Source organism: Rhizobium sp. ZW T2_16, assembly GCF_044987325.1.
GTDB classification, from domain to species: domain Bacteria; phylum Pseudomonadota; class Alphaproteobacteria; order Rhizobiales; family Rhizobiaceae; genus Neorhizobium; species Neorhizobium cellulosilyticum.
In genome coordinates, this window is record NZ_JBJDRG010000010.1 from 68536 (window position 1) to 86041 (window position 17506).

Consider the following 17506-nt stretch of genomic DNA (forward strand, 5'->3'; position numbering starts at 1 on the left):
TAAAAACTGAACCGGAGATTCAAATGCGTATCGTCGACGTCTGCGAAGTCACTAAGCCCATCGCTTCGCCCATCCGCAATGCCTATATCGACTTCTCGAAGATGACAGCCAGCCTCGTCGCCGTCGTCACCGATGTTGTCAAGGACGGCCGTCGCGTCGTCGGCTATGGCTTCAACTCGAACGGCCGTTATGGCCAGGGCGGCCTGATCCGCGAACGGTTCAAGGACCGCATCCTGCAGGCAGACCCGAACAGCCTGATCAACGACGCCGGCACCAACCTCGATCCGCACAAGATCTGGTCGACTATGATGATGAATGAAAAGCCTGGCGGTCACGGCGAGCGCTCGGTTGCGGTCGGAACGCTCGACATGGCGGTCTGGGATGCGGTCGCCAAGATCGAGGACAAGCCGCTGTTCCGCCATCTCGCCGACATGAAGGGCCGGGAAGCCAATCCGAAGGTTTTCGTCTACGCCGCCGGCGGCTACTACTATCCGGGCAAGGACAACAGCGCGCTCCGCAAGGAGATGCGCGGCTATCTCGACCGCGGCTACAATGTCGTGAAGATGAAGATCGGCGGCGCCTCGATCGACGAGGACCGCGGCCGCATCGAATCCGTGCTGGAGGAAATCGGACCCGAGGCGAAGCTTGCGGTGGATGCGAACGGCCGCTTCGATCTGGAGACCGGCATCGCCTACGCCAAGATGCTGCGAGACTATCCGCTCTTTTGGTACGAAGAAATCGGCGACCCGCTGGACTACGCGCTGCAGGCCGCCATCTCGGAATTCTACGATGCCCCGATGGCGACCGGAGAGAACCTCTTCTCCCATCAGGATGCCCGTAACCTGCTGCGCTACGGCGGCATGCGGTCTGACCGCGACTTCCTGCAGTTTGACTGCGCCCTGTCATACGGTCTCGTCGAGTACCTGCGTACGCTAGACGTGCTGCGCCAGTTCGGTTGGTCACCGTCGCGTTGTATCCCTCATGGCGGCCACCAGATGTCGCTCAATATCGCCGCCGGCCTTGGGCTGGGCGGCAACGAGAGCTATCCAGATCTCTTCCAGCCCTATGGCGGCTTCCCGGACGGCGTCGAGGTCATCGACGGCCACATCACCATGCCGGAACTGCCGGGCATCGGCTTCGAAGGCAAATCCGACCTGATCAAGGTCATGCGCGAACTCGCCGAATAGTGGTATCGGACGTTAGGAGCGTTCATGAAGCTCCTGACGCTTTCTCTTCAAGGGTTTCCTGCTCTCCCAAGGATTCAAAGCCATGATCTGTGACGTCGGACAAGCCGCTCTCGACCATCATCGTCTGGAGTCGGGGAAACCCGGCATTCAGACGACCAAGCAAATTGATACGCAAAGCGATCTGGCGCTCGCCTATTTTCGGTTCACAGCATGATACGCGTATCAAGCCCGTACTGGGGCGGTGCGCCGAGATGGTCGCGCAGGGTCGTTCCCTCATAATCCCGATGAAATAGTCCGCGATCCTGAAGGAGAGGGACCACCTCATCGACGAGCGCATCGATGCCGTCCTCGTAGACGTCGGGCGACAGCCAGAAGCCATCGGCCGCACCCGCCTCGAACCAGGTCTGCATATGGTCGGCAGCTTCGACCGCGGGGCCGGCGATGACCGGGTGATAGTCGATCACGCCATGCGCCAGAATATCCCGCAGGCTCCAGCCCTCTCTTGCGATATTCAGGGCATGGGCTGAGCGGGGATCGCGCGGAGACGGACGAGCAGCCGCGAGTTGAGCCGTTGACAGCGGCTCGTCGAGCCGTGCCGCGTACAGCTGCAATCCCAGCATCTGCCCGAGATATTCTACGCGCTGCGGGAAGGTTTCCCCGCTGACCGCAATCCGGCGATCAAGCCCGCTTCGTCTGTCGGGCGTGATCGTCGTCATGAGGCCGGGGAAAAACTTTATCTCGTCAGGATCGCGACCAACACGTTCCGCAGCGTTGCGGAGCGCCCTGCGCTGGGCACGGGCGGCCTCGATGGTGTAGACCGCCCCGATCACGCCGCTTGCATAACGGGCCGCGACCTCCAATCCCTGGTCGCCCCCGCCTGCCTGGAAGATGACGGGCTGCCCCTGTTCTGACGGCGGGAGGGGCAGCGGACCGCTTGAACCGACATGATTTCCTCGTAGATTGATGGGCTGGATCCTGAAAGGGTCCGCGAAGCGCCCTGATGCGGCGTCGTGCAGCCATGCTCCCTTTTCCCAGCTGCCCCACAGTGCTTGAACGATCTGGATCGACTCGTGAAGCCGCTGATACTTTTCGCTGCGGGACGGCAAGTCGCGACCGTAATTGGCCGCGATCGCGGGATCGCTGGTCGGAACCGCGTTCCATCCCGCCCGGCCGTGGCTCATCAGGTCGAGGGCCTTGAATTGGCGCGCCAGATTATAGGGCTCGTTGAAGGTGGTCGAACCGGTCGCGACCAATCCGATCCGTTCGGTCCCGCGCGCGACGGCCGCGAGCGTCATCATCGGATCGATGTTAATCATCGGCGCTTCGGTTTCGACATTGCCGGTCAACACCGGAAAGTCCGGCATGAACAGGAACTGAAACTTGCCCCGTTCCGCTGCCTGGGCGTAGCGCACCTGGCTGTCGAAATTCGTGTAGTTCAGGGGATCGACCCCGGCCATGCGCCATGCGCCCGGCTGGGAACCATAACCGTTTCCGAAATGCATTCCGATCATCATTTTACGCGACATTATCGATTCCATGTATGCGCCTCCGCGGCTTACGGGCCGCGGGTCATCAGTTTTTTACCGGGGATTATATCCGTTGCTACCGAGTGGCTATCTACAGGAACAGGGCCCTGTTCAAACGCACGAGGAAATCCGCGTCGGGATTGCTCTTCGTATCGCCAAGCCTCTCCTGAACCGCAGCGACGGAAAGGTCTCGCCGCTTTGGCAACCGGGATCTTTCCGCGGCGGCGAGTGCATCGGGAATCTCGATGGCCGTGAGGTCTGTGCAGTAAACCGGAGATCCTGGCTGCTGGCGCCATGACTCCGAAAGCGGTCCGGCATCGACCGCGTCGAAGCCCGTATCACCCACAAGCGCCATAGCGACAAGTCGGTCGCGTTCATTGTCTGCAGCGACCGGTATGGCGATCCGATCCGGGTGACCCGCAGGTTTTCCCAGTCGGGCGAAAGAATCGGAACCGATTGCATTCCAAGCCTTTGCGACTGGTCGGCCGAGTTGTCCGGATACCCAGACGCTCTCGGCTTCGCCCGCCTCGATGTCGGCGATCTCGGTGTCGCGCATCGGATAGTAGTTGGACGTGTCGATAACGACGACGTCCTTTGGAAGAGCGGCAAGTTTGGCAGCGATTTCGGGCAGGCGGTTGAGAGGGATCGAGAGAATCAGGACGTCCACGTCCTCGACGGCCTGTTCGAGCGTTACGGCGCGTCCGCCGAATGCAAGCACTGATGGCGCGATCGTCTCAGGACCACGTGAGTTTGCTACCTTCACATCGTACCCAGTTCTGCTGAGTTGACGGACCAGCGTTTTTCCGATGTGGCCCGCGCCAAGAATACCAACTTTCATGATGTTTCCTGTCCTGCTCACGCTGTTACGGCGCGGTTGCGGGCGATGATGTCGTCGTGGGTCAGGCTCTCGCCTCCTTCCATGAAACCCTTGATCAGAGTCTCGCGGTTGTCCGCCGAGCGGTTCGGATCTGCTTTTCCAAGAGCGGTTTTCAGCTCGTCAGCCGTCAGTTCCGTGCAATAGGCAGGCGTGCCCGGCTGCTGTCGCCACGAGGTCGCAAGGCCCCCGGCATCGAAGGCGTCGAAGCCTGTGGCCTCGACCAGTTCCAGCACGCGCGATTTCTTTTCAGGATCGTCGCCCGCGACCGGAAGGGCGATGCGGCCGGGTTGCGTCTTATCTGCGCCTTTCTTGGCAAGGGTCTCGGCAAGCACCGCGTTCCACGCCTTGATGATGGGCCGCTCGATCTGCTCGGTGACCCAGACCGCCTCCGGCTTGCCGTCATCGATCTCGGCGATCGCACCGTCGCGGAACGGATAATAGTTGGATGTGTCGATAACGACGACGTTCTCGGGAACGGTCTGAAACAACGCGGCGAGATCGCGATGCGCTGCGAACGGGATGGAGAGGATCACCGCATCCACACCTGTTACGGCATCTTCCCGGGTCGTTGCCGTCGCACCGACTTCTGCGGCAAGGTCGCGGATCGATTCCGGTCCCCTGGAATTGGCAAGCTTGATCTCGTGCCCAGCCGCCGCGAGCTTGCGTGCCAGTGTCGAACCGATGTTGCCTGCGCCAATGATTCCGACCTTCATTGTCATTCCCTTGCTGAGAGTATTGAACTCAACGCACTCCGACGGAGACGTGACTTTTCGTACTCCGAAGACTAGGTATAGCTAGATGATACGGCAAGAACCTACTCGAAAGTGGGTAACCCACCCGGAGGTAAGTATGGCTATAGAGAGAGACTGGCGCTGCGACGATCCCAAGCAGCAGTTGATCTGGGCAGCAGCGACCAGGGACGCTCTTCAGGTCCTTGAGGGCAAGTGGAAAATTGTCATCATCTGCCAGCTGTTTGGTGCGAAGGGGCCGCTAAGATTTTCGGAACTTGAGAAGCGTGTAGAGGGCGTGAACCAGAAAATGCTCATCCAGCAACTCAAAGAACTGGAGAAAGACGGTATCGTCACGCGAACCGTGTTTCCTCAGGTTCCGCCCAGGGTAGAGTATGCGCTCAGTGAGATGGGGATCGCCCTTGGTCCATCCATGGCGGAACTGATTGACTGGGCTTTTATGCGTCGTGACGCACGTGCTTCGGTGTCGCAGGAGCCCGCGTAAGCGGCAATACTACTCCCAGCGACCCGAGCGTCGCGCATTGATTTTTAGCAGGCTGTTCGAAGGTTTGCGGGTCGAAGAGAGGGGAGACGCCAACAGGCGCTTGCCCGAAGGAATTAATCGGGCAACCCATGCTCCAACAGGAGTCTGGCTGCATCGCGGTTTGCTTCAACAATTCCACCGTTAGGAATGGATTGCGCCATCACAAACGAGCCCTGGACCAGCGACAATATCTGGATAACGGCCCGCTCGGGGTTTTCCAAAGCGAGCGGCTCAATGAGCGATGCAACGAATTCATGCAGTTCCGTGAAATACTCGGCAATCGTGGCCTGCACCTCCGGCGTGTTTGCCTCGGGTCCGAATTCCGCCAATCCTCGTGCGAATGTACAGCCGCGAAAAGTCTTTGCTCTGAGAGGTTCATCTATCGCATCGAAAATCGCGAGCACGCGCTCCTTCGACGACAGGCCAGGCTTTTCGGTCGCAGTCGCGAGCATCTGGAACCAGATGACTCTCTTGTGGCGAAGATAGGTAGCGATGAGGGTGGCCTTCGAGGGGAAGTGCTTGTAAAAAGTCATCTTCGCCACGCCACTTTCGGCGATAATCCGATCTATCCCGACAGCGTTGATGCTGAGTCGGTAAAACAGGTCCGACGCCGTCTTCAATATGCGTTCACGCGGAGCTAGGGCTTCTAGCGATTGCCCATCCACATCCACGAAGTCTAGCACGCTGCGCCTCTGCATTTTCGTCACCTCAGATTCTTCGCTTACACAATACAGACTAGTCTGTAAATTTTTTGATTGCAGATACATACAGGTCTGTCTATCTGTTGGTCGCGACCAATGGAATTTAAAAAGAGAGAGAACTGAAGATGAGCGGAAAAGTCGTTGTAGTCACCGGTGCGAGCAGTGGTTTCGGAAACCTCACGGTATTGGAACTCGCAAGGCGGGGTCATACGGTGGTTGCGACAATGCGGGACGTTGAGGGAAGAAATGCCAAGGTCCGAAAGGACCTTATCGACGCGGCGAAAGCCGAGGGACATGGGGTGCAAGTCCTTGAAATGGACGTCGCCGACGAGGCCTCGGTGAACGCCACGATCGATCAGGTCGTCAAGCAGCATGGAAAAATCGATGTGTTGGTCAACAATGCCGGACTGATGCCCGTCGGGGTCACCGAAGCCTACACAGTTGCGGACATCGAGCGGCTGTTTGCGGTGAACTTCTTTGGTGCCGTGCGGGCAGACCGCGCCGTGCTGCCGCATATGCGTGCTGTTGGTAGCGGGCTCCTCGTTCATGTGACATCCCTGATGGGTCGGGTGGTCTTTCCGTTCTTCGGCACCTACTCGGCTAGCAAGTTCGCGCTCGAGGGACTCGCGGAAGCCTATCGGTACGAACTGAAGGGCTTTGGAATCGACTCCGTCATTGTCGAGCCAGGACCATTCCCGAGCAATCTCATCTCCTCGAGCCCGGAGCCATCCGACCAGGCCGTGCTTGCGTCCTACGGCGAGGTCGCGGCGATCCCGGGTCAGATCAAGGCCCACGCCAATGATGGACAGGACGAGGCCAATCCCCCGCGCCCCCAACGCGTGGCCGATGCTATCGCGGAGCTGGTCGAGGCTACGGAGCGGCGTCCATTGCGCACGGTCGTCATGCCCGAAGGTCTGGACTTCGGTGTCCATCGACTGAACGAGGCCGTACGCCCGATTCAGAACGAGATGCTGACCTCGTTTGGTATGTCAGAGATGCTGTGACAGGAGCCCGAGGATGAGCGCACTTTACAGCACCAAAGTGACCGCGATCGGTGGCCGCAGCGGTACCGTCCGGAGCGAAGACGGCCTTCTTGATCTTTCGCTGGCGCTGCCCACGACGATGGGCGGTAAGGGCGGTGCGACTAATCCCGAGCAACTTTTCGCGGCCGGCTATGCGGCCTGCTTCGAAAATGCGGTGATCCACGTCACTCGCAACAAGGCCACCAGGGTGAAGGATACCGACATCGTGGTCGTGGCCGACGTGGGTTTGCAACCAAATGGCAACGGTGGTTTCGTGCTTTCAGTGGCGCTCGACGTCGCGATCACCGGTCTCGATCGGGCAGCGGCTGAGGAGATCGTGCAGGCGGCGCATGCGACGTGCCCCTATTCGAACGCGGTAAGGGGCAACATCGACGTGGCCATCACCGTTACGACGAACTGATGTCGATGCGGGAGGCGGAAATGGGCGACAACGTCGGTCCCTGATCTGCAGATCCGGCTCCCGCATATCCGCTGTTAACGGCTAGCGTAGCTCGAAATCCTCCCTGCGATCGATATCGTCTTCGACCTCGACAAGCCCGCGCAGCCTTCAAACGACCCGTCTTAAGCAAGGTCGTCAATTGCAACCGACCGGGTCCGGAACTCTTAAGGAGATTTAACATGACCGCTTATGCCATTTTCATTCAAGAACGTAGCCGCGATGCAGCTGAACTGCAGACTTATGCGGAAATGTTGAGGCCATTGCTGGGGGAATCGGGAGGAACCGTACTTGCCGCCCACGGCCCTCAGGACGTTCTGGAGGGGGCAGCTCCCGACGGTGTGGTGATGGTCAGCTTTCCCACTATGGAGGCGGCACGCGCCTTTTACGATAGTCCCGGATACCAAGCTGCCGTGAAACACCGGTTTCTCGGGGCGGACTATCGGTCCTTTATCATAGACGGGATCAAGTAGTTTGCCTCGCTTCCGATCCCGTAAACGTCATCAATAGTCCCCGGCCTTCTGGGCGGGCGCCAGTCCATCAACAAGATGCTCTCCGAAGAATGAGTGCAGCTTTTTCGAAGGGTATCTCGTCATCCCGTCCACTCAGATCTTCCTTTTCAATGTTGGGAAGAAACGGCAGACAAGGCCGCCCAGCGTACGATGTGCACCTATCATCAATGAATGGAGGTAGTCGTGGGACCAAGCACGGCAGGTTTGCCGGTGGCTGGGATGCCAGCCAATTTCGGTGCAACCGCGGTTGTATGTGGGGGAGAATAGGCGGGCCACAGCATAAAATAGGTGGGCGGGTAAACAGGTAGTTGAACTGGCGAAGTCGCGAGCCTAGGCCGCTAGCTTTGGAAGACGCTTTTCAACCAGCCGCAGGAATGGTTGGTTGTGAGCCCCCGCAACCACTCTACAGCACGCTAGACCACGCTAATTTACGATAGTCTGCGACATGCTATTCCCTTGAATAGATAGGTTCAAATCATGTTCGGGCCGCTTCGAAGTGGCAGCGGCCCTGGCATGTCTGTTGTGCCAAAAATTCGTAGATCATATGCGGGTCGACGAGTAACGGTTTCAGCCACCTAGCGCGGCGGCTTTGCACCCATGGAGCTTGGATGTATTGCCCGCGTTCCAAAAGGCCGAGCGCTCAGGATTACGGGGGTTGGGCACCCGGGCTGAAGGCCGGGCGAACTGTATCGCACGGACCTTCCCTTCTCGCCCTAACCTGTGCCAGTTACATCCGTGGTCACCATGGGCGGAGCTTATGAAGTAGCGGGTGGCGTCGGCCAGCCGGACTTGAGGCGGACGGCTTTTAACTGCTACTTTTCCAAATCTTGAGCCATCTTGTAATGATGCTCGAGCGCCGGCAGTGTCTTTGCAGCCCAGGCCTTCAGTTCCGGATTTTCGCCACCTTCAGCATAGCGCTTAAAGAGATCCACCGCGTCCTCGTGCGCGTCGACCTGATCGTCGAAATATTCCTCTTTGAACTCGTTGCCAGAAAGCTTGGCCAGGCCTTCGACCTCTTCCTTAAGATCTTCCGTCAGCGCTGTCACCGGAGTTCCCTTGACCTTGCCACCGGCGAGCATTGCCTTCATCTCAGCACTCGTCTTCTCGTGATCGGTAATCATCTGCTGAGCGAAAACTTTGGTCTGCTCGTCGCCTTTCTGCACTGCAAGCTTGCTCGATTCGATTTCGAACATGTCGCTAGCGGATGCCTGCATGACGAAATCCTCTGTCGAAGGTGCCCTGCCGATCAAGGAATTGGCGCCGGTGCTTTCCGCCGTCGACTGGGCGAATGCCGAAGCGGACGCCGCGAGGATGACAGCTGCGGTAATGATGATCTTTTTCATGTCGGTACTCCTTGATAGGGTCCGAATAGTTCCGCAAGAACGGCGAGGGAAGCCGACCCTGCTGAACAGGACGGGCTCGGATAGCTAAGCAGCGGTGCTTGGATCAGTTTTGCGAAACGCACTGCGCCCGAACGCCGGCGCGCGGGACGTAGGAATTGTCCGAAGCGCGGTATGACTGATAGCGATTTGCGCACCACTGAACATGGCTTGATGCGCCACCATTGGAGCGCGGCTGGTTCGCAATTGCCCCGCCAATAATTGCTGCCGCACCGAACGCGGCTGACGGATACCAGAAACCGTCCGAGTGGCGACGATAGCCCGGCCTGCGGTCACGATAGCCACGTTGTCCATTGTAGTAGCCCTGGCGGCGATATTCGCGGCGATCGCGCATGTCGCGATCCCGGCGAAACTGTACTTCCTCGACTTGGCGGTTTGCCTGGTCAGGTTTTGCGACAGGCAACGGAACAGCAAATGCTGTGGTCATTGACGTGAGGCTGATCGCCACAGCCAAGGTCGCTGCGGACAGCGCTTTAGACAAATTTCTCATATTGGGGTTTCCCCGGTCACGAGAGGTAACCTCCCGCACAGAGTATGGTTCCCTCATGACGCCGCCCTGCATCACGGCCTCTTCGAAAAGCTCCGCTCAGCTGTCGCGTATATGGTCAAGTTCGCAGCATGATCCGCTGCTCGCACAGATCGTTTCGGATCGTCGTCGCGGCAACCGAGGCCTGGCCCATGGCACTGCTGATTTGATCCAGCCCCAGCACCACATCACCAGCCGCATACAGCCCGGCGATCGTTGTCCTCTGATGCCAGTCGACCTCGACGCATCCGACCTCCGTTCGCTTGGCTCCGAGTGCTCCTGCAAGCTCCGACCGGATATCCGATCCCATTGCTGGGTAAATCGACTCGAACGTCATGGATGCCCCAGGCAGGCCGACGATGATCCGGTTTTCCTTCAAGTCGATTCCGCTGATCGGACCTGAGAAAACTTCTATTCCATGTCGCGCCAGCGTCGCCAACTGCTCCCGGCTCAGGTCGTGAGTATCTCGAGGTGATATCATGGTGACTCGGGCGGTAAAGCTCCGCAGGAACAGCGCTTCGTTCAAAGCCCGTTGGCCGGTACCGACAACGCCGACATCCTTGTCGGTGATCTCTAAACCATCGCAGATCGGGCAGTACCGGATCAAGCCTTTCTCCAGAGCCTCCGTGTGCAGGTCGTCCGGCATCGGCGGACGATGGTTGACAACGCCGGTGGCGAGCAACACGGCGCGCGCCTCGACGAATTCGCCATCCGCCATTGCAATGAAACCGTCCCCATTCCTTTCCAGGGACGTCACCTCGGCGACCCGAAACTTTGCTCCATAGCGTTCGGCCTGGAGCCGCATCTGTCGTACGAGATCGCACCCGGCTATGCCTTCCGGATAACCGGCGTGGTTGTGGGTGATCGGGATGGACGCCGCGCGGCCCTGACCGTGGTCCAATACGATCACGGCCAGATGGAAGCGTGCCAAGTAAATGGCGGCGGTGAGCCCTGCAGGCCCACCGCCGATGACTACGCAATCATAATTCATTGCGGGAGATCATGGGGTCAGCACCACCTTGATGCAGTTGTCCTTCTTGTCGCGGAAGGTTTCGTAGAGGGCGGGCCCGTCTTCGAGCTTTGCCCGGTGGGTAATGATGAAGCTTGGGTCGATCTCGCCTTCCTCGATACGGCGCAGCAGGTCGAGCGAGTAACGGTTGACATGAGTCTGGCCGGTTCTGATGGTCAGGCCCTTGTTCATCGCCGCGCCAAACGGGATCTTGTCCAGGAAGCCGCCGTAGACGCCCGGAACCGAGACGATCCCGCCGGGGCGGCAAGCCATGATGGCGGCGCGCAAGGCGTGTGGCCGGTCCGTGCCCAGGAGCGTCGCTGCCTTGACCTTGTCGATGACGGCGTCGAAGGAGGCAGTGGCGTGGGATTCGGCTCCAACGGCATCGATGCATTTGTCCGCGCCGTGACCGCCCGTCATCTCCTTGATGCGGTCGGGAATGGTCGCGTCCTCGTCGTCGAAATTGATGATCTCCGCGCCGGCCTGCTGCGCCAGCGCTAGGCGCTCCGGCACGTTGTCGATCGCGATGACACGGGCCGCGCCCTGCATCAGTGCGCTCTTGATGCAGAACTGGCCGACGGGGCCGCAGCCCCAGATCGCGACGATGTCGGAAGGCTCGATCTCACAGTTGGCAGCAGCCATCCAGCCCGTTGGGAAGATGTCGCCGAGAAACAGCGCCTGTTCGTCGCTCATGCCGTTCGGGATGATGATCGGCGAGACGTCGGCGTAGGGGACGCGGACATATTCCGCCTGGCCGCCGGCATAGGCCCCCGTCAGATGCGAATATCCGAACAGGCCCGCCGTCGGATAACCGAATGCTTTCGTCGCATTGTCGGCGTTGCGGTTGGTCCTTTCGCAGACCGACCAGTTGCCCTTGAGGCATTGCTGGCACTCGCCGCAGCAGATGGTGAACGGCACGACAACCCGGTCTCCAACCTTCAGCTTCTTGTTGTCGCGGCCGACTTCGACCACTTCGCCCATGAACTCGTGACCGAGGATGTCGCCCTTTTCCATGAAGGGGATGTATCCGTCCATGAGGTGGAGGTCGGATCCGCAGATCGCGCAGGCGGTCATCTTGATGATGACGTCCCGGCCGTCCTCAATCGTGGGGTCCGGGACGCTGTCGCAGCGGATATCGCCCTTGCCGTGCCAGCAAAGTGCCTTCATCTGGTAATCTCCTTGTTGTTGTCTTGGTCGGCCGTACCGGTCGCACGGATTTCCGTGGTCGCTACGAGGACAAGTGCGGCGATGCCGATAAGATAGTTGGGCCACCTTAAATCCGCCGGGAAATCGAGAAATGACGGCAAGGTCAGCATCGCGATGGCGAAGACAATATCCAGCATAAGGTGAAAACGAACTCTGAGATACCTAACCACCCCAAGTTCGTAGTCCGTGATCAGGCTATAGAGAATCGCAATGATCCCCAAGGCAACCAACGTCAGCCTCGTCGCGCCTTGGAAACCCAGCATGAACGGCAGCGCGATGACAACGAGACCGACGATATAGTCGATCACGCCATGCACGAGCGTCGGTATAAAGCGCATTTGCTTTCTCCCTATTTCGCGAGTGAGTGTCGCGACGACGGTACTGGGGTCAGTGCCCAGGCATGACGGTCAGACAGACCGGCGGCCGGATGTTTCCATCGTGAGGACAGCGCGCTTTGTACCTGCCACTCCTCCGAACCATGACGCAGCCGCACCAAGCGCGAGGGCTAGGAACCCGAGGATGGCACCCGTCGAGACCGTCGTGGCTGCGACCTCGGCTGCATTGACCGCCTGTTGCTTCGCTGCCGCCATGTTCTCGCGGTAAGTCTTTTCGTATTGTTCGACCTGGGTGCGCGCCTGGTCGACCGGAATGCCCTGTGCCCGCGAGATCGCGTCAGCGGCGCGCGTTCTCGCATCTTCAGCCGTTGCCTGATCTCCAGTCATGGCCGCCCGTACGGCCGAGACTGCCGCATCCTGAAGCGCCTTCGGATCGCTTCCCGTCGAGCCTCGGATCTGACGTTCGATGCCGGCCATGGGATCGGTGGCGCTTGCGAGCGAAGGTGCTGCGGTCATTGCCGCCGTCGCGGCGGTCTGCCCTACGCCGCCGATAACGCTGGACAGCCCGTTAAACGCGCCGCCGATCAGAGCGCCGACGGAGGTCGTCAGCATGTAGAGAACGACGAGAGTCGTGACCGCCCAGGTCGTCACGCCGTGATAGCCACCGGTCGATTTGCTGGGGCGACCAGAAAGTCGGCTGGCGACATAGCCTCCGACGAAAGCCGCGACGATACCGGCGACGACAAACCAGAGGCCTCCGGCGATCGAAAACGTCGTTGCTTCCGGATTGTCGGAGGTGGCCGGATCGAGAACTGCAGCACCGATGCCGACCCCGAGCAGATTGAGGAGGAACTGGATCGCGAGTGCGATGACGACTCCGGCGAAGATCGCGCCCCACGAGACCTTGTTCAACGCGGCCGTGGCCGAGGGATCGAGCGTATGGACCGTATCGTGGTGGAGATGAGTGGAAGTGGGTAGGGTCATCGGAGTGCTCCTGATTGGCTCCGCCATTGCGGTGCTCGCTAACCCGGCGAAGCCCGGCGAGTTCCATGCAACTTCAAAGGAAAACGTCAGAAGCGAATTTCTTTGAGATCGTGTCGGAACCTCCCTCATCGCAAGGGCCACCCGGTGACTATTTCCGCCCCCTTCCAATCTCGCGCGCCAGAATGGGTCCTGCAAATGGCTCCAGAGCGCCTCGCCGACATCCAGCGGTCCGGGCAGTACGCCCGCCGGTTGTCGAGACGGAAGGACGTGCGCTCGCATGCTGGAACCCGGAATGAATGCAATGATCGATCCGGCGAAGGAAAAGGCAGGTGCCGACAGCCAAACTATCTTCGAGCTTCTCGATGTCGAAAAAGTTTATGAGGTCACCAAATCCGAAGGGTTTCTGAAACGCAGCAAACGAAAACTCGCGGCCCTCGATGGTGTGCGCCTGCGCATCGATCAGGGCGCCAGCATGGCGCTGGTCGGCGAGAGTGGCTCAGGCAAATCCACGCTTCTGCGCGTGCTTCTCGGCCTGACGGAACCGACACAGGGGCTGGCGCTTTATCGCGGTCGTTCGGTCAACCAGATGCGCGAAGCAGGGCCGGACTTCGCCCGCGACGTGGCGATGGTCTACCAGGACGCGCTCGGCTCGCTCAATCCGCGCATGACGGTCGGCCAGTTAATCGCCGAGCCGCTGCGCCATTTCGGCATCTGCCCGGAGAGCGACATTGCGGAGCAGACAAGATCGCTTCTGGCACGCGTCGGCCTCGCCGCCGATGTCGCAGGGCGTTATCCGGCCGCCATGTCTGGCGGGCAGATCCGCCGCGTGGCGATTGCCCGTGCACTTGCCTCCAACCCGACCGTTCTGGTCGCTGACGAAGCCGTTTCCGGGCTAGACGTCTCGACCCAGGCACAACTCCTCAATCTGCTGCGCAAACTACAGAAGGAAATGGGGCTGACGCTGATCTTCATCACCCATGATCTCGGCGTGGCGAGTTATCTCTGCGCGGAAATCGCCATCATGTATCTCGGCTGCATCGTCGAGACCGGACCGACACAGGCGGTGCTGAACAATCCGGCGCATCCCTATTCGAAGGCGCTCCGCCATTCCGCGCCGGAATTTTTCGAGCCGATCTCCGACCCGCTGCCCGGCGAAATCCCGAGCCCGCTAGATCTTCCGCCCGGCTGCCGTTTTTCCGGTCGCTGTGCGGTTGCACAATCCGACTGTCTGGCAAATGATCCGGTCCTGACCCGCAGGGGGCACGACCGGGCCGTCGCCTGTTACCACCCATACGCAATGTCAAACATATCGCCTGAGGGCACCAAGGAACCGCATGTCACATTTTGATTTCTTCTCCGCGCGACGCCCGTCGACGCTCTCCACCGAAGCCATGATCGCCACCTCCCACCCGCTGTCGACCGCAGCCGGGCTGGAAATCCTGCAGGATGGCGGCAATGCCGTGGATGCGGCGATCGCCGCCGTTTCGGTCCAGTGCGTCGTTGATCCGCTGATGACGGGGATCGGTGGCGATTGTTTTGCGCTCTACGCGCCTGCTGGAGAGAAGGTCAAGGCGCTGAACGGCTCCGGCCGCGCACCAGCGGCAGCAAGTGTAGCCAAACTGACGGAACTCGGTCTTTCCGGCGAAATTCCGCAGACCAGCCCGCATGCGATCACCGTGCCCGGCGCGATTTCCGCCTGGTGCCGCCTGCATGCCGATCACGGTACACTGTCGCTGGAGCGTCTGTTCATGCGCGCCATCGGTTATGCCCGCAAGGGTTTTGTCGTCACCCCGCGTGTCGCCATGGACTGGGCTAACCACGAGGGAAGCATAGCGGGCGACGCCCATGCCGCAGCCGTCTTCCTGCCGAACGGAAAGGCGCCGGCCGCCGGCGACATCATCAAGCAGCCTCTGCTTGCCGAACGCCTCGAGGAAATCGCTGCCAAGGGTGCGGCCGCTTTCTATGAAGGAGAAGCCGCGGCAAAAATGGTCGCCCATCTCAATTCGCTGGGCGGGCTGCACACGGTGGAAGACTTCGCCGCTGGCAATGATGGTGCAAACTGGATGGAGCCGGTCAGCACGAATTATCGCGGTTATGACGTGCATGAATGCCCGCCGAACGGCCAAGGCCTTGCCGCCCTGCTGATCCTGAAAATCATCGAGGGTTTCGATATCGCCTCAATGGCCGATGCTGATCGCATCCATCTGCATGCGGAAGCAACCAAGATTGCCTATCATCACCGTGATGCTCTGATCGCCGATCCCGATCACTGCCCGGGCGTTGCCGAGAAATTGCTCTCCGACGAGGTGATCGCCACATTGCGCGCCCGTATCGACATGAAACGCGCCCTGCCACCGGTTCTCTGGGATGAGCCGGAACACAAGGACACGATCTATCTCTGCGTTGTCGATGGTGAGGGCAATGCGATCTCCTTCATCAACTCCATCTTCCATGCTTTTGGCTCGACCCGTCTCGACCCGGCGACCGGCGTGCTTTTCCATAGCCGAGGCGCTTCTTTCCGCCTGATCGAGGGCCATCCGAACGCGATCGGCCCACGGAAACGGCCGATGCATACGATCATCCCGGGCATGGTGACCAAGGACGGCAAGGCGCTGATGACTTTTGGCGTGATGGGTGGACATTATCAGGCGGCGGGACACGCAGCATTCCTGTCCTGCGTCATTGACCATGGTCATGGTCTTCAGGAAGCGATGGATGTACCGCGCAGTTTTGGCTTCGGCGGCATGCTGGAGGTCGAACCGACCATTGCGCTGGAGGTCCGCGCCGAACTGGAAGCCCGCGGCCATGTCCTCAAAGTCGCCAGTAGCCCAATCGGTGGCAGCCAGGCGATCCGCATCGGCAATGGCGTGCTCGAAGGCGGTTCCGACAGCCGTAAGGATGGCATGGCTCTCGGTATTTGAAGCCGACGGCAGACGTGCCTTCGGCTCTTTTCGCTTCTGGTGAGTCCTTGAAAGCAACCTGATTGGGGGGCTTGCGGTGATGAGCACATCCGGCTTCCAGATTGATGGGGAGTGCAGCGTTACTATGCCATGTTTACGCAGCACTACGAAAAAGGCCGATGCCCCTTTCGGCAGCCAGAACCATAGCTAACCGGTTCGCGGTGTTCGTACCCCACAAGTTAAGATGAAATCCTGCCCCCTCAACTGACTGCCTCAGGAAGTGTCGCTACGACACGACCGCATGGAGGAAGCTACACGTCGTCGGCTTGCAATAGCGCCACTCCGCGAATTCTGTCTGATCACCGAGAATATCCCGGCCCTGAGGTTGTCGACAATCGCAAGGCTCACAAAGGCGACCTCGATCTATTTATGACCCGGACAACCTGCAGTCGCTTTGCAATCATCGTTACGACAGCTCGAAGCAGATCATCGATAAGGGCAAGAAGGTCGCGGTGGACGGAGTTGATGGGTATCCGATCGAGCTAGGCTAGCGAGCTAATGCGCCATCCACGCGAGCGATAAAATTAGCAGAGCAAGCGCGACAATGAGACCGATGTAATGGGCGAATTCTCGCGTACACTTCCTGTGCAATAGTAATTCCTCCTGCATGCCTAACTGCCAAAATGCCTCGGCGTTCCGCGCCGACGAGGCGGGGTTGAGGGGTAGGTCAAAGTCTGACCCGTCCGGCAGCCCTACCGGCGGTGTCCAACAGCGATAGCGCTAATACGGTTTTTTGCCTCTCGCGTGCGCAAGCACGCCAGGACCGACGAGGATCTACGACATGGCCAAGAGTTCGAATCGGCCTCATAAATTCTTGCACCAAGGCTTCACCGGCCTTATTTCTGCCGACACCACCGGCAAGGAAGCCGCCCCTTCGTGAGGGGCGGCTATTCTTGTTTCTAGGGATCAGGATCTGGGCCGTCGCAGAATGATTGGTTCGTTACCGCCTTGGTTGTTGCTGCGGTAGTTCCTGTGGTCACGCCTTTCAGATCGTCGACGGTCGTTGCGATCCCAATCGCGGCGGTCGCGGTGATCATCACGTCGTGCCTCGCGGTGACGGTTTCAATCGCGCCTGTCGTGATGCCAACGATCCCAGTCCCGACGTGGCCGGTCGACACGGTAGACGTACGGGGGGCGGTCGTAGCGGCTGTAACTGCGCCCGTAGGTCGAGTAGCCGCTCTCGCTGACGCAGCCTGCGAGAGTGAGGCAGGCATGGCTGCTGCGGCTAGCGTGGATATTCCTAAACCTAATTGCGACCCTTCGTTCGATCGGCACAGAAAAGGGCACTATGCTGAACGTTCCGCTGGGGTGTTAGATAGGTGGGTGCCAGCACGATCAGGAACAACTGAAGACGTGTCGCATTTCCATCCAGAAAGGAGATCGCAATGAACCTTATAAGGCCAGCGGCGCATTACACTCTGGAAGAGCTGCAGGAGGCTTACGAGCTAAACATTCCTCAAGCTGCCCAAATAATTGATAAATTTGGTGGGGAGAAGACCCGCATTGACAGATTTATGAGCCGCTGCATTCGG

17 protein-coding genes are annotated in these 17506 nt (G+C 59.5%); 7 read left to right on the forward strand and 10 right to left on the reverse strand.

Annotated elements, in window-relative coordinates:
* Nucleotides 1–23: 23 nt before the first annotated feature.
* Nucleotides 24–1187, forward strand: coding sequence for a mandelate racemase/muconate lactonizing enzyme family protein (locus ACI3K0_RS20995; RefSeq protein WP_404946171.1), 1164 nt, complete (start codon nucleotides 24–26; stop codon nucleotides 1185–1187).
* A gap of 203 nt (nucleotides 1188–1390) precedes the next feature.
* Here the strand turns inward: ACI3K0_RS20995 and ACI3K0_RS21000 are convergent, their stop codons facing one another.
* From ACI3K0_RS21000 to ACI3K0_RS21010, 3 genes are all read right to left on the reverse strand, one after another.
* Nucleotides 1391–2713 carry an NtaA/DmoA family FMN-dependent monooxygenase gene (locus ACI3K0_RS21000; RefSeq protein WP_404946172.1) on the reverse strand — a complete coding sequence of 441 codons (1323 nt, stop codon included), beginning with the start codon at nucleotides 2711–2713 and terminating at the stop codon, nucleotides 1391–1393.
* Between the two features lie 91 nt (nucleotides 2714–2804).
* The gene (locus ACI3K0_RS21005) at nucleotides 2805–3554 is read right to left on the reverse strand and encodes an NADPH-dependent F420 reductase (protein ID WP_404946222.1); all 750 of its coding nucleotides are present in this window, start codon (nucleotides 3552–3554) and stop codon (nucleotides 2805–2807) included.
* A 14-nt stretch (nucleotides 3555–3568) separates the two neighbouring features.
* On the reverse strand, nucleotides 3569–4303 hold the full coding sequence (locus tag ACI3K0_RS21010; RefSeq protein WP_404946173.1) for an NADPH-dependent F420 reductase: 735 nt from the start codon (nucleotides 4301–4303) through the stop codon (nucleotides 3569–3571).
* Nucleotides 4304–4439: 136 nt separating this feature from the next.
* Between ACI3K0_RS21010 and ACI3K0_RS21015 the strand changes: the two genes are divergently transcribed.
* Entirely contained in the window at nucleotides 4440–4823 is a 384-nt protein-coding gene (locus ACI3K0_RS21015) for a winged helix-turn-helix transcriptional regulator (protein ID WP_404946174.1), read from the forward strand.
* Between the two features lie 113 nt (nucleotides 4824–4936).
* Here the strand turns inward: ACI3K0_RS21015 and ACI3K0_RS21020 are convergent, their stop codons facing one another.
* The gene (locus tag ACI3K0_RS21020; RefSeq protein WP_404946175.1) at nucleotides 4937–5560 is read right to left on the reverse strand and encodes a TetR/AcrR family transcriptional regulator; all 624 of its coding nucleotides are present in this window, start codon (nucleotides 5558–5560) and stop codon (nucleotides 4937–4939) included.
* A gap of 128 nt (nucleotides 5561–5688) precedes the next feature.
* On the opposite strand from ACI3K0_RS21020, the gene ACI3K0_RS21025 reads away from it, so the two are divergent.
* The 3 genes from ACI3K0_RS21025 (at nucleotide 5689) to ACI3K0_RS21035 (ending at nucleotide 7515) form a co-directional block, all read left to right on the forward strand.
* Nucleotides 5689–6567 (forward strand): SDR family oxidoreductase, encoded by an 879-nt coding sequence (locus ACI3K0_RS21025; protein ID WP_404946176.1) that lies wholly within the window; start codon nucleotides 5689–5691, stop codon nucleotides 6565–6567.
* Nucleotides 6568–6580: 13 nt separating this feature from the next.
* Nucleotides 6581–7006 carry an organic hydroperoxide resistance protein gene (locus ACI3K0_RS21030; protein ID WP_404946177.1) on the forward strand — a complete coding sequence of 142 codons (426 nt, stop codon included), beginning with the start codon at nucleotides 6581–6583 and terminating at the stop codon, nucleotides 7004–7006.
* Nucleotides 7007–7224: 218 nt separating this feature from the next.
* Complete coding sequence (locus ACI3K0_RS21035; protein ID WP_404946178.1) at nucleotides 7225–7515, forward strand: DUF1330 domain-containing protein; 291 nt, start codon at nucleotides 7225–7227, stop codon at nucleotides 7513–7515.
* A gap of 851 nt (nucleotides 7516–8366) precedes the next feature.
* On the opposite strand, the gene ACI3K0_RS21040 is transcribed toward ACI3K0_RS21035, so the two are convergent.
* From ACI3K0_RS21040 to ACI3K0_RS21065, 6 genes are all read right to left on the reverse strand, one after another.
* Entirely contained in the window at nucleotides 8367–8897 is a 531-nt protein-coding gene (locus ACI3K0_RS21040) for a DUF4142 domain-containing protein (RefSeq protein ID WP_404946179.1), read from the reverse strand.
* Between the two features lie 103 nt (nucleotides 8898–9000).
* Complete coding sequence (locus ACI3K0_RS21045; protein WP_404946180.1) at nucleotides 9001–9444, reverse strand: BA14K family protein; 444 nt, start codon at nucleotides 9442–9444, stop codon at nucleotides 9001–9003.
* A gap of 115 nt (nucleotides 9445–9559) precedes the next feature.
* Entirely contained in the window at nucleotides 9560–10471 is a 912-nt protein-coding gene (locus ACI3K0_RS21050; protein WP_404946181.1) for an NAD(P)/FAD-dependent oxidoreductase, read from the reverse strand.
* Between the two features lie 9 nt (nucleotides 10472–10480).
* Nucleotides 10481–11656, reverse strand: a complete 1176-nt coding sequence (locus ACI3K0_RS21055; protein WP_404946182.1) for a zinc-dependent alcohol dehydrogenase — start codon at nucleotides 11654–11656, stop codon at nucleotides 10481–10483.
* Nucleotides 11653–12033, reverse strand: coding sequence for a hypothetical protein (locus ACI3K0_RS21060; RefSeq protein WP_404946183.1), 381 nt, complete (start codon nucleotides 12031–12033; stop codon nucleotides 11653–11655). Before ACI3K0_RS21060 ends, ACI3K0_RS21055 begins: the two co-directional genes overlap by 4 nt.
* Before the next feature lie 69 nt (nucleotides 12034–12102).
* Nucleotides 12103–13014, reverse strand: a complete 912-nt coding sequence (locus ACI3K0_RS21065) for a PhnA-like protein (RefSeq protein WP_404946184.1) — start codon at nucleotides 13012–13014, stop codon at nucleotides 12103–12105.
* A 277-nt stretch (nucleotides 13015–13291) separates the two neighbouring features.
* On the opposite strand from ACI3K0_RS21065, the gene ACI3K0_RS21070 reads away from it, so the two are divergent.
* Both ACI3K0_RS21070 and ACI3K0_RS21075 read left to right on the forward strand, forming a co-directional pair.
* Complete coding sequence (locus ACI3K0_RS21070; protein ID WP_404946185.1) at nucleotides 13292–14362, forward strand: ABC transporter ATP-binding protein; 1071 nt, start codon at nucleotides 13292–13294, stop codon at nucleotides 14360–14362.
* Nucleotides 14349–15935: a gamma-glutamyltransferase family protein gene (locus tag ACI3K0_RS21075; protein ID WP_404946186.1), complete on the forward strand. Its 1587-nt coding sequence runs from the start codon at nucleotides 14349–14351 to the stop codon at nucleotides 15933–15935. The genes ACI3K0_RS21070 and ACI3K0_RS21075 overlap by 14 nt, the downstream gene beginning before the upstream one ends.
* The last annotated feature ends 1571 nt before the right edge of the window (nucleotides 15936–17506 follow it).

Bases quoted from the DNA above. Each gene is read 5' to 3' on its own strand.
- ACI3K0_RS20995 (WP_404946171.1), top strand. From the start codon at position 24: ATGCGTATCGTCGACGTCTGCGAAGTCACTAAGCCCATCGCTTCGCCC.
- ACI3K0_RS21000 (WP_404946172.1), bottom strand. From the start codon at position 2,713: ATGTCGCGTAAAATGATGATCGGAATGCATTTCGGAAACGGTTATGGT.
- ACI3K0_RS21010 (WP_404946173.1), bottom strand. From the start codon at position 4,303: ATGAAGGTCGGAATCATTGGCGCAGGCAACATCGGTTCGACACTGGCA.
- ACI3K0_RS21015 (WP_404946174.1), top strand. From the start codon at position 4,440: ATGGCTATAGAGAGAGACTGGCGCTGCGACGATCCCAAGCAGCAGTTG.
- ACI3K0_RS21020 (WP_404946175.1), bottom strand. From the start codon at position 5,560: ATGCAGAGGCGCAGCGTGCTAGACTTCGTGGATGTGGATGGGCAATCG.
- ACI3K0_RS21025 (WP_404946176.1), top strand. From the start codon at position 5,689: ATGAGCGGAAAAGTCGTTGTAGTCACCGGTGCGAGCAGTGGTTTCGGA.
- ACI3K0_RS21030 (WP_404946177.1), top strand. From the start codon at position 6,581: ATGAGCGCACTTTACAGCACCAAAGTGACCGCGATCGGTGGCCGCAGC.
- ACI3K0_RS21035 (WP_404946178.1), top strand. From the start codon at position 7,225: ATGACCGCTTATGCCATTTTCATTCAAGAACGTAGCCGCGATGCAGCT.
- ACI3K0_RS21040 (WP_404946179.1), bottom strand. From the start codon at position 8,897: ATGAAAAAGATCATCATTACCGCAGCTGTCATCCTCGCGGCGTCCGCT.
- ACI3K0_RS21045 (WP_404946180.1), bottom strand. From the start codon at position 9,444: ATGAGAAATTTGTCTAAAGCGCTGTCCGCAGCGACCTTGGCTGTGGCG.
- ACI3K0_RS21050 (WP_404946181.1), bottom strand. From the start codon at position 10,471: ATGAATTATGATTGCGTAGTCATCGGCGGTGGGCCTGCAGGGCTCACC.
- ACI3K0_RS21055 (WP_404946182.1), bottom strand. From the start codon at position 11,656: ATGAAGGCACTTTGCTGGCACGGCAAGGGCGATATCCGCTGCGACAGC.
- ACI3K0_RS21060 (WP_404946183.1), bottom strand. From the start codon at position 12,033: ATGCGCTTTATACCGACGCTCGTGCATGGCGTGATCGACTATATCGTC.
- ACI3K0_RS21065 (WP_404946184.1), bottom strand. From the start codon at position 13,014: ATGACCCTACCCACTTCCACTCATCTCCACCACGATACGGTCCATACG.
- ACI3K0_RS21070 (WP_404946185.1), top strand. From the start codon at position 13,292: ATGCTGGAACCCGGAATGAATGCAATGATCGATCCGGCGAAGGAAAAG.
- ACI3K0_RS21075 (WP_404946186.1), top strand. From the start codon at position 14,349: ATGTCACATTTTGATTTCTTCTCCGCGCGACGCCCGTCGACGCTCTCC.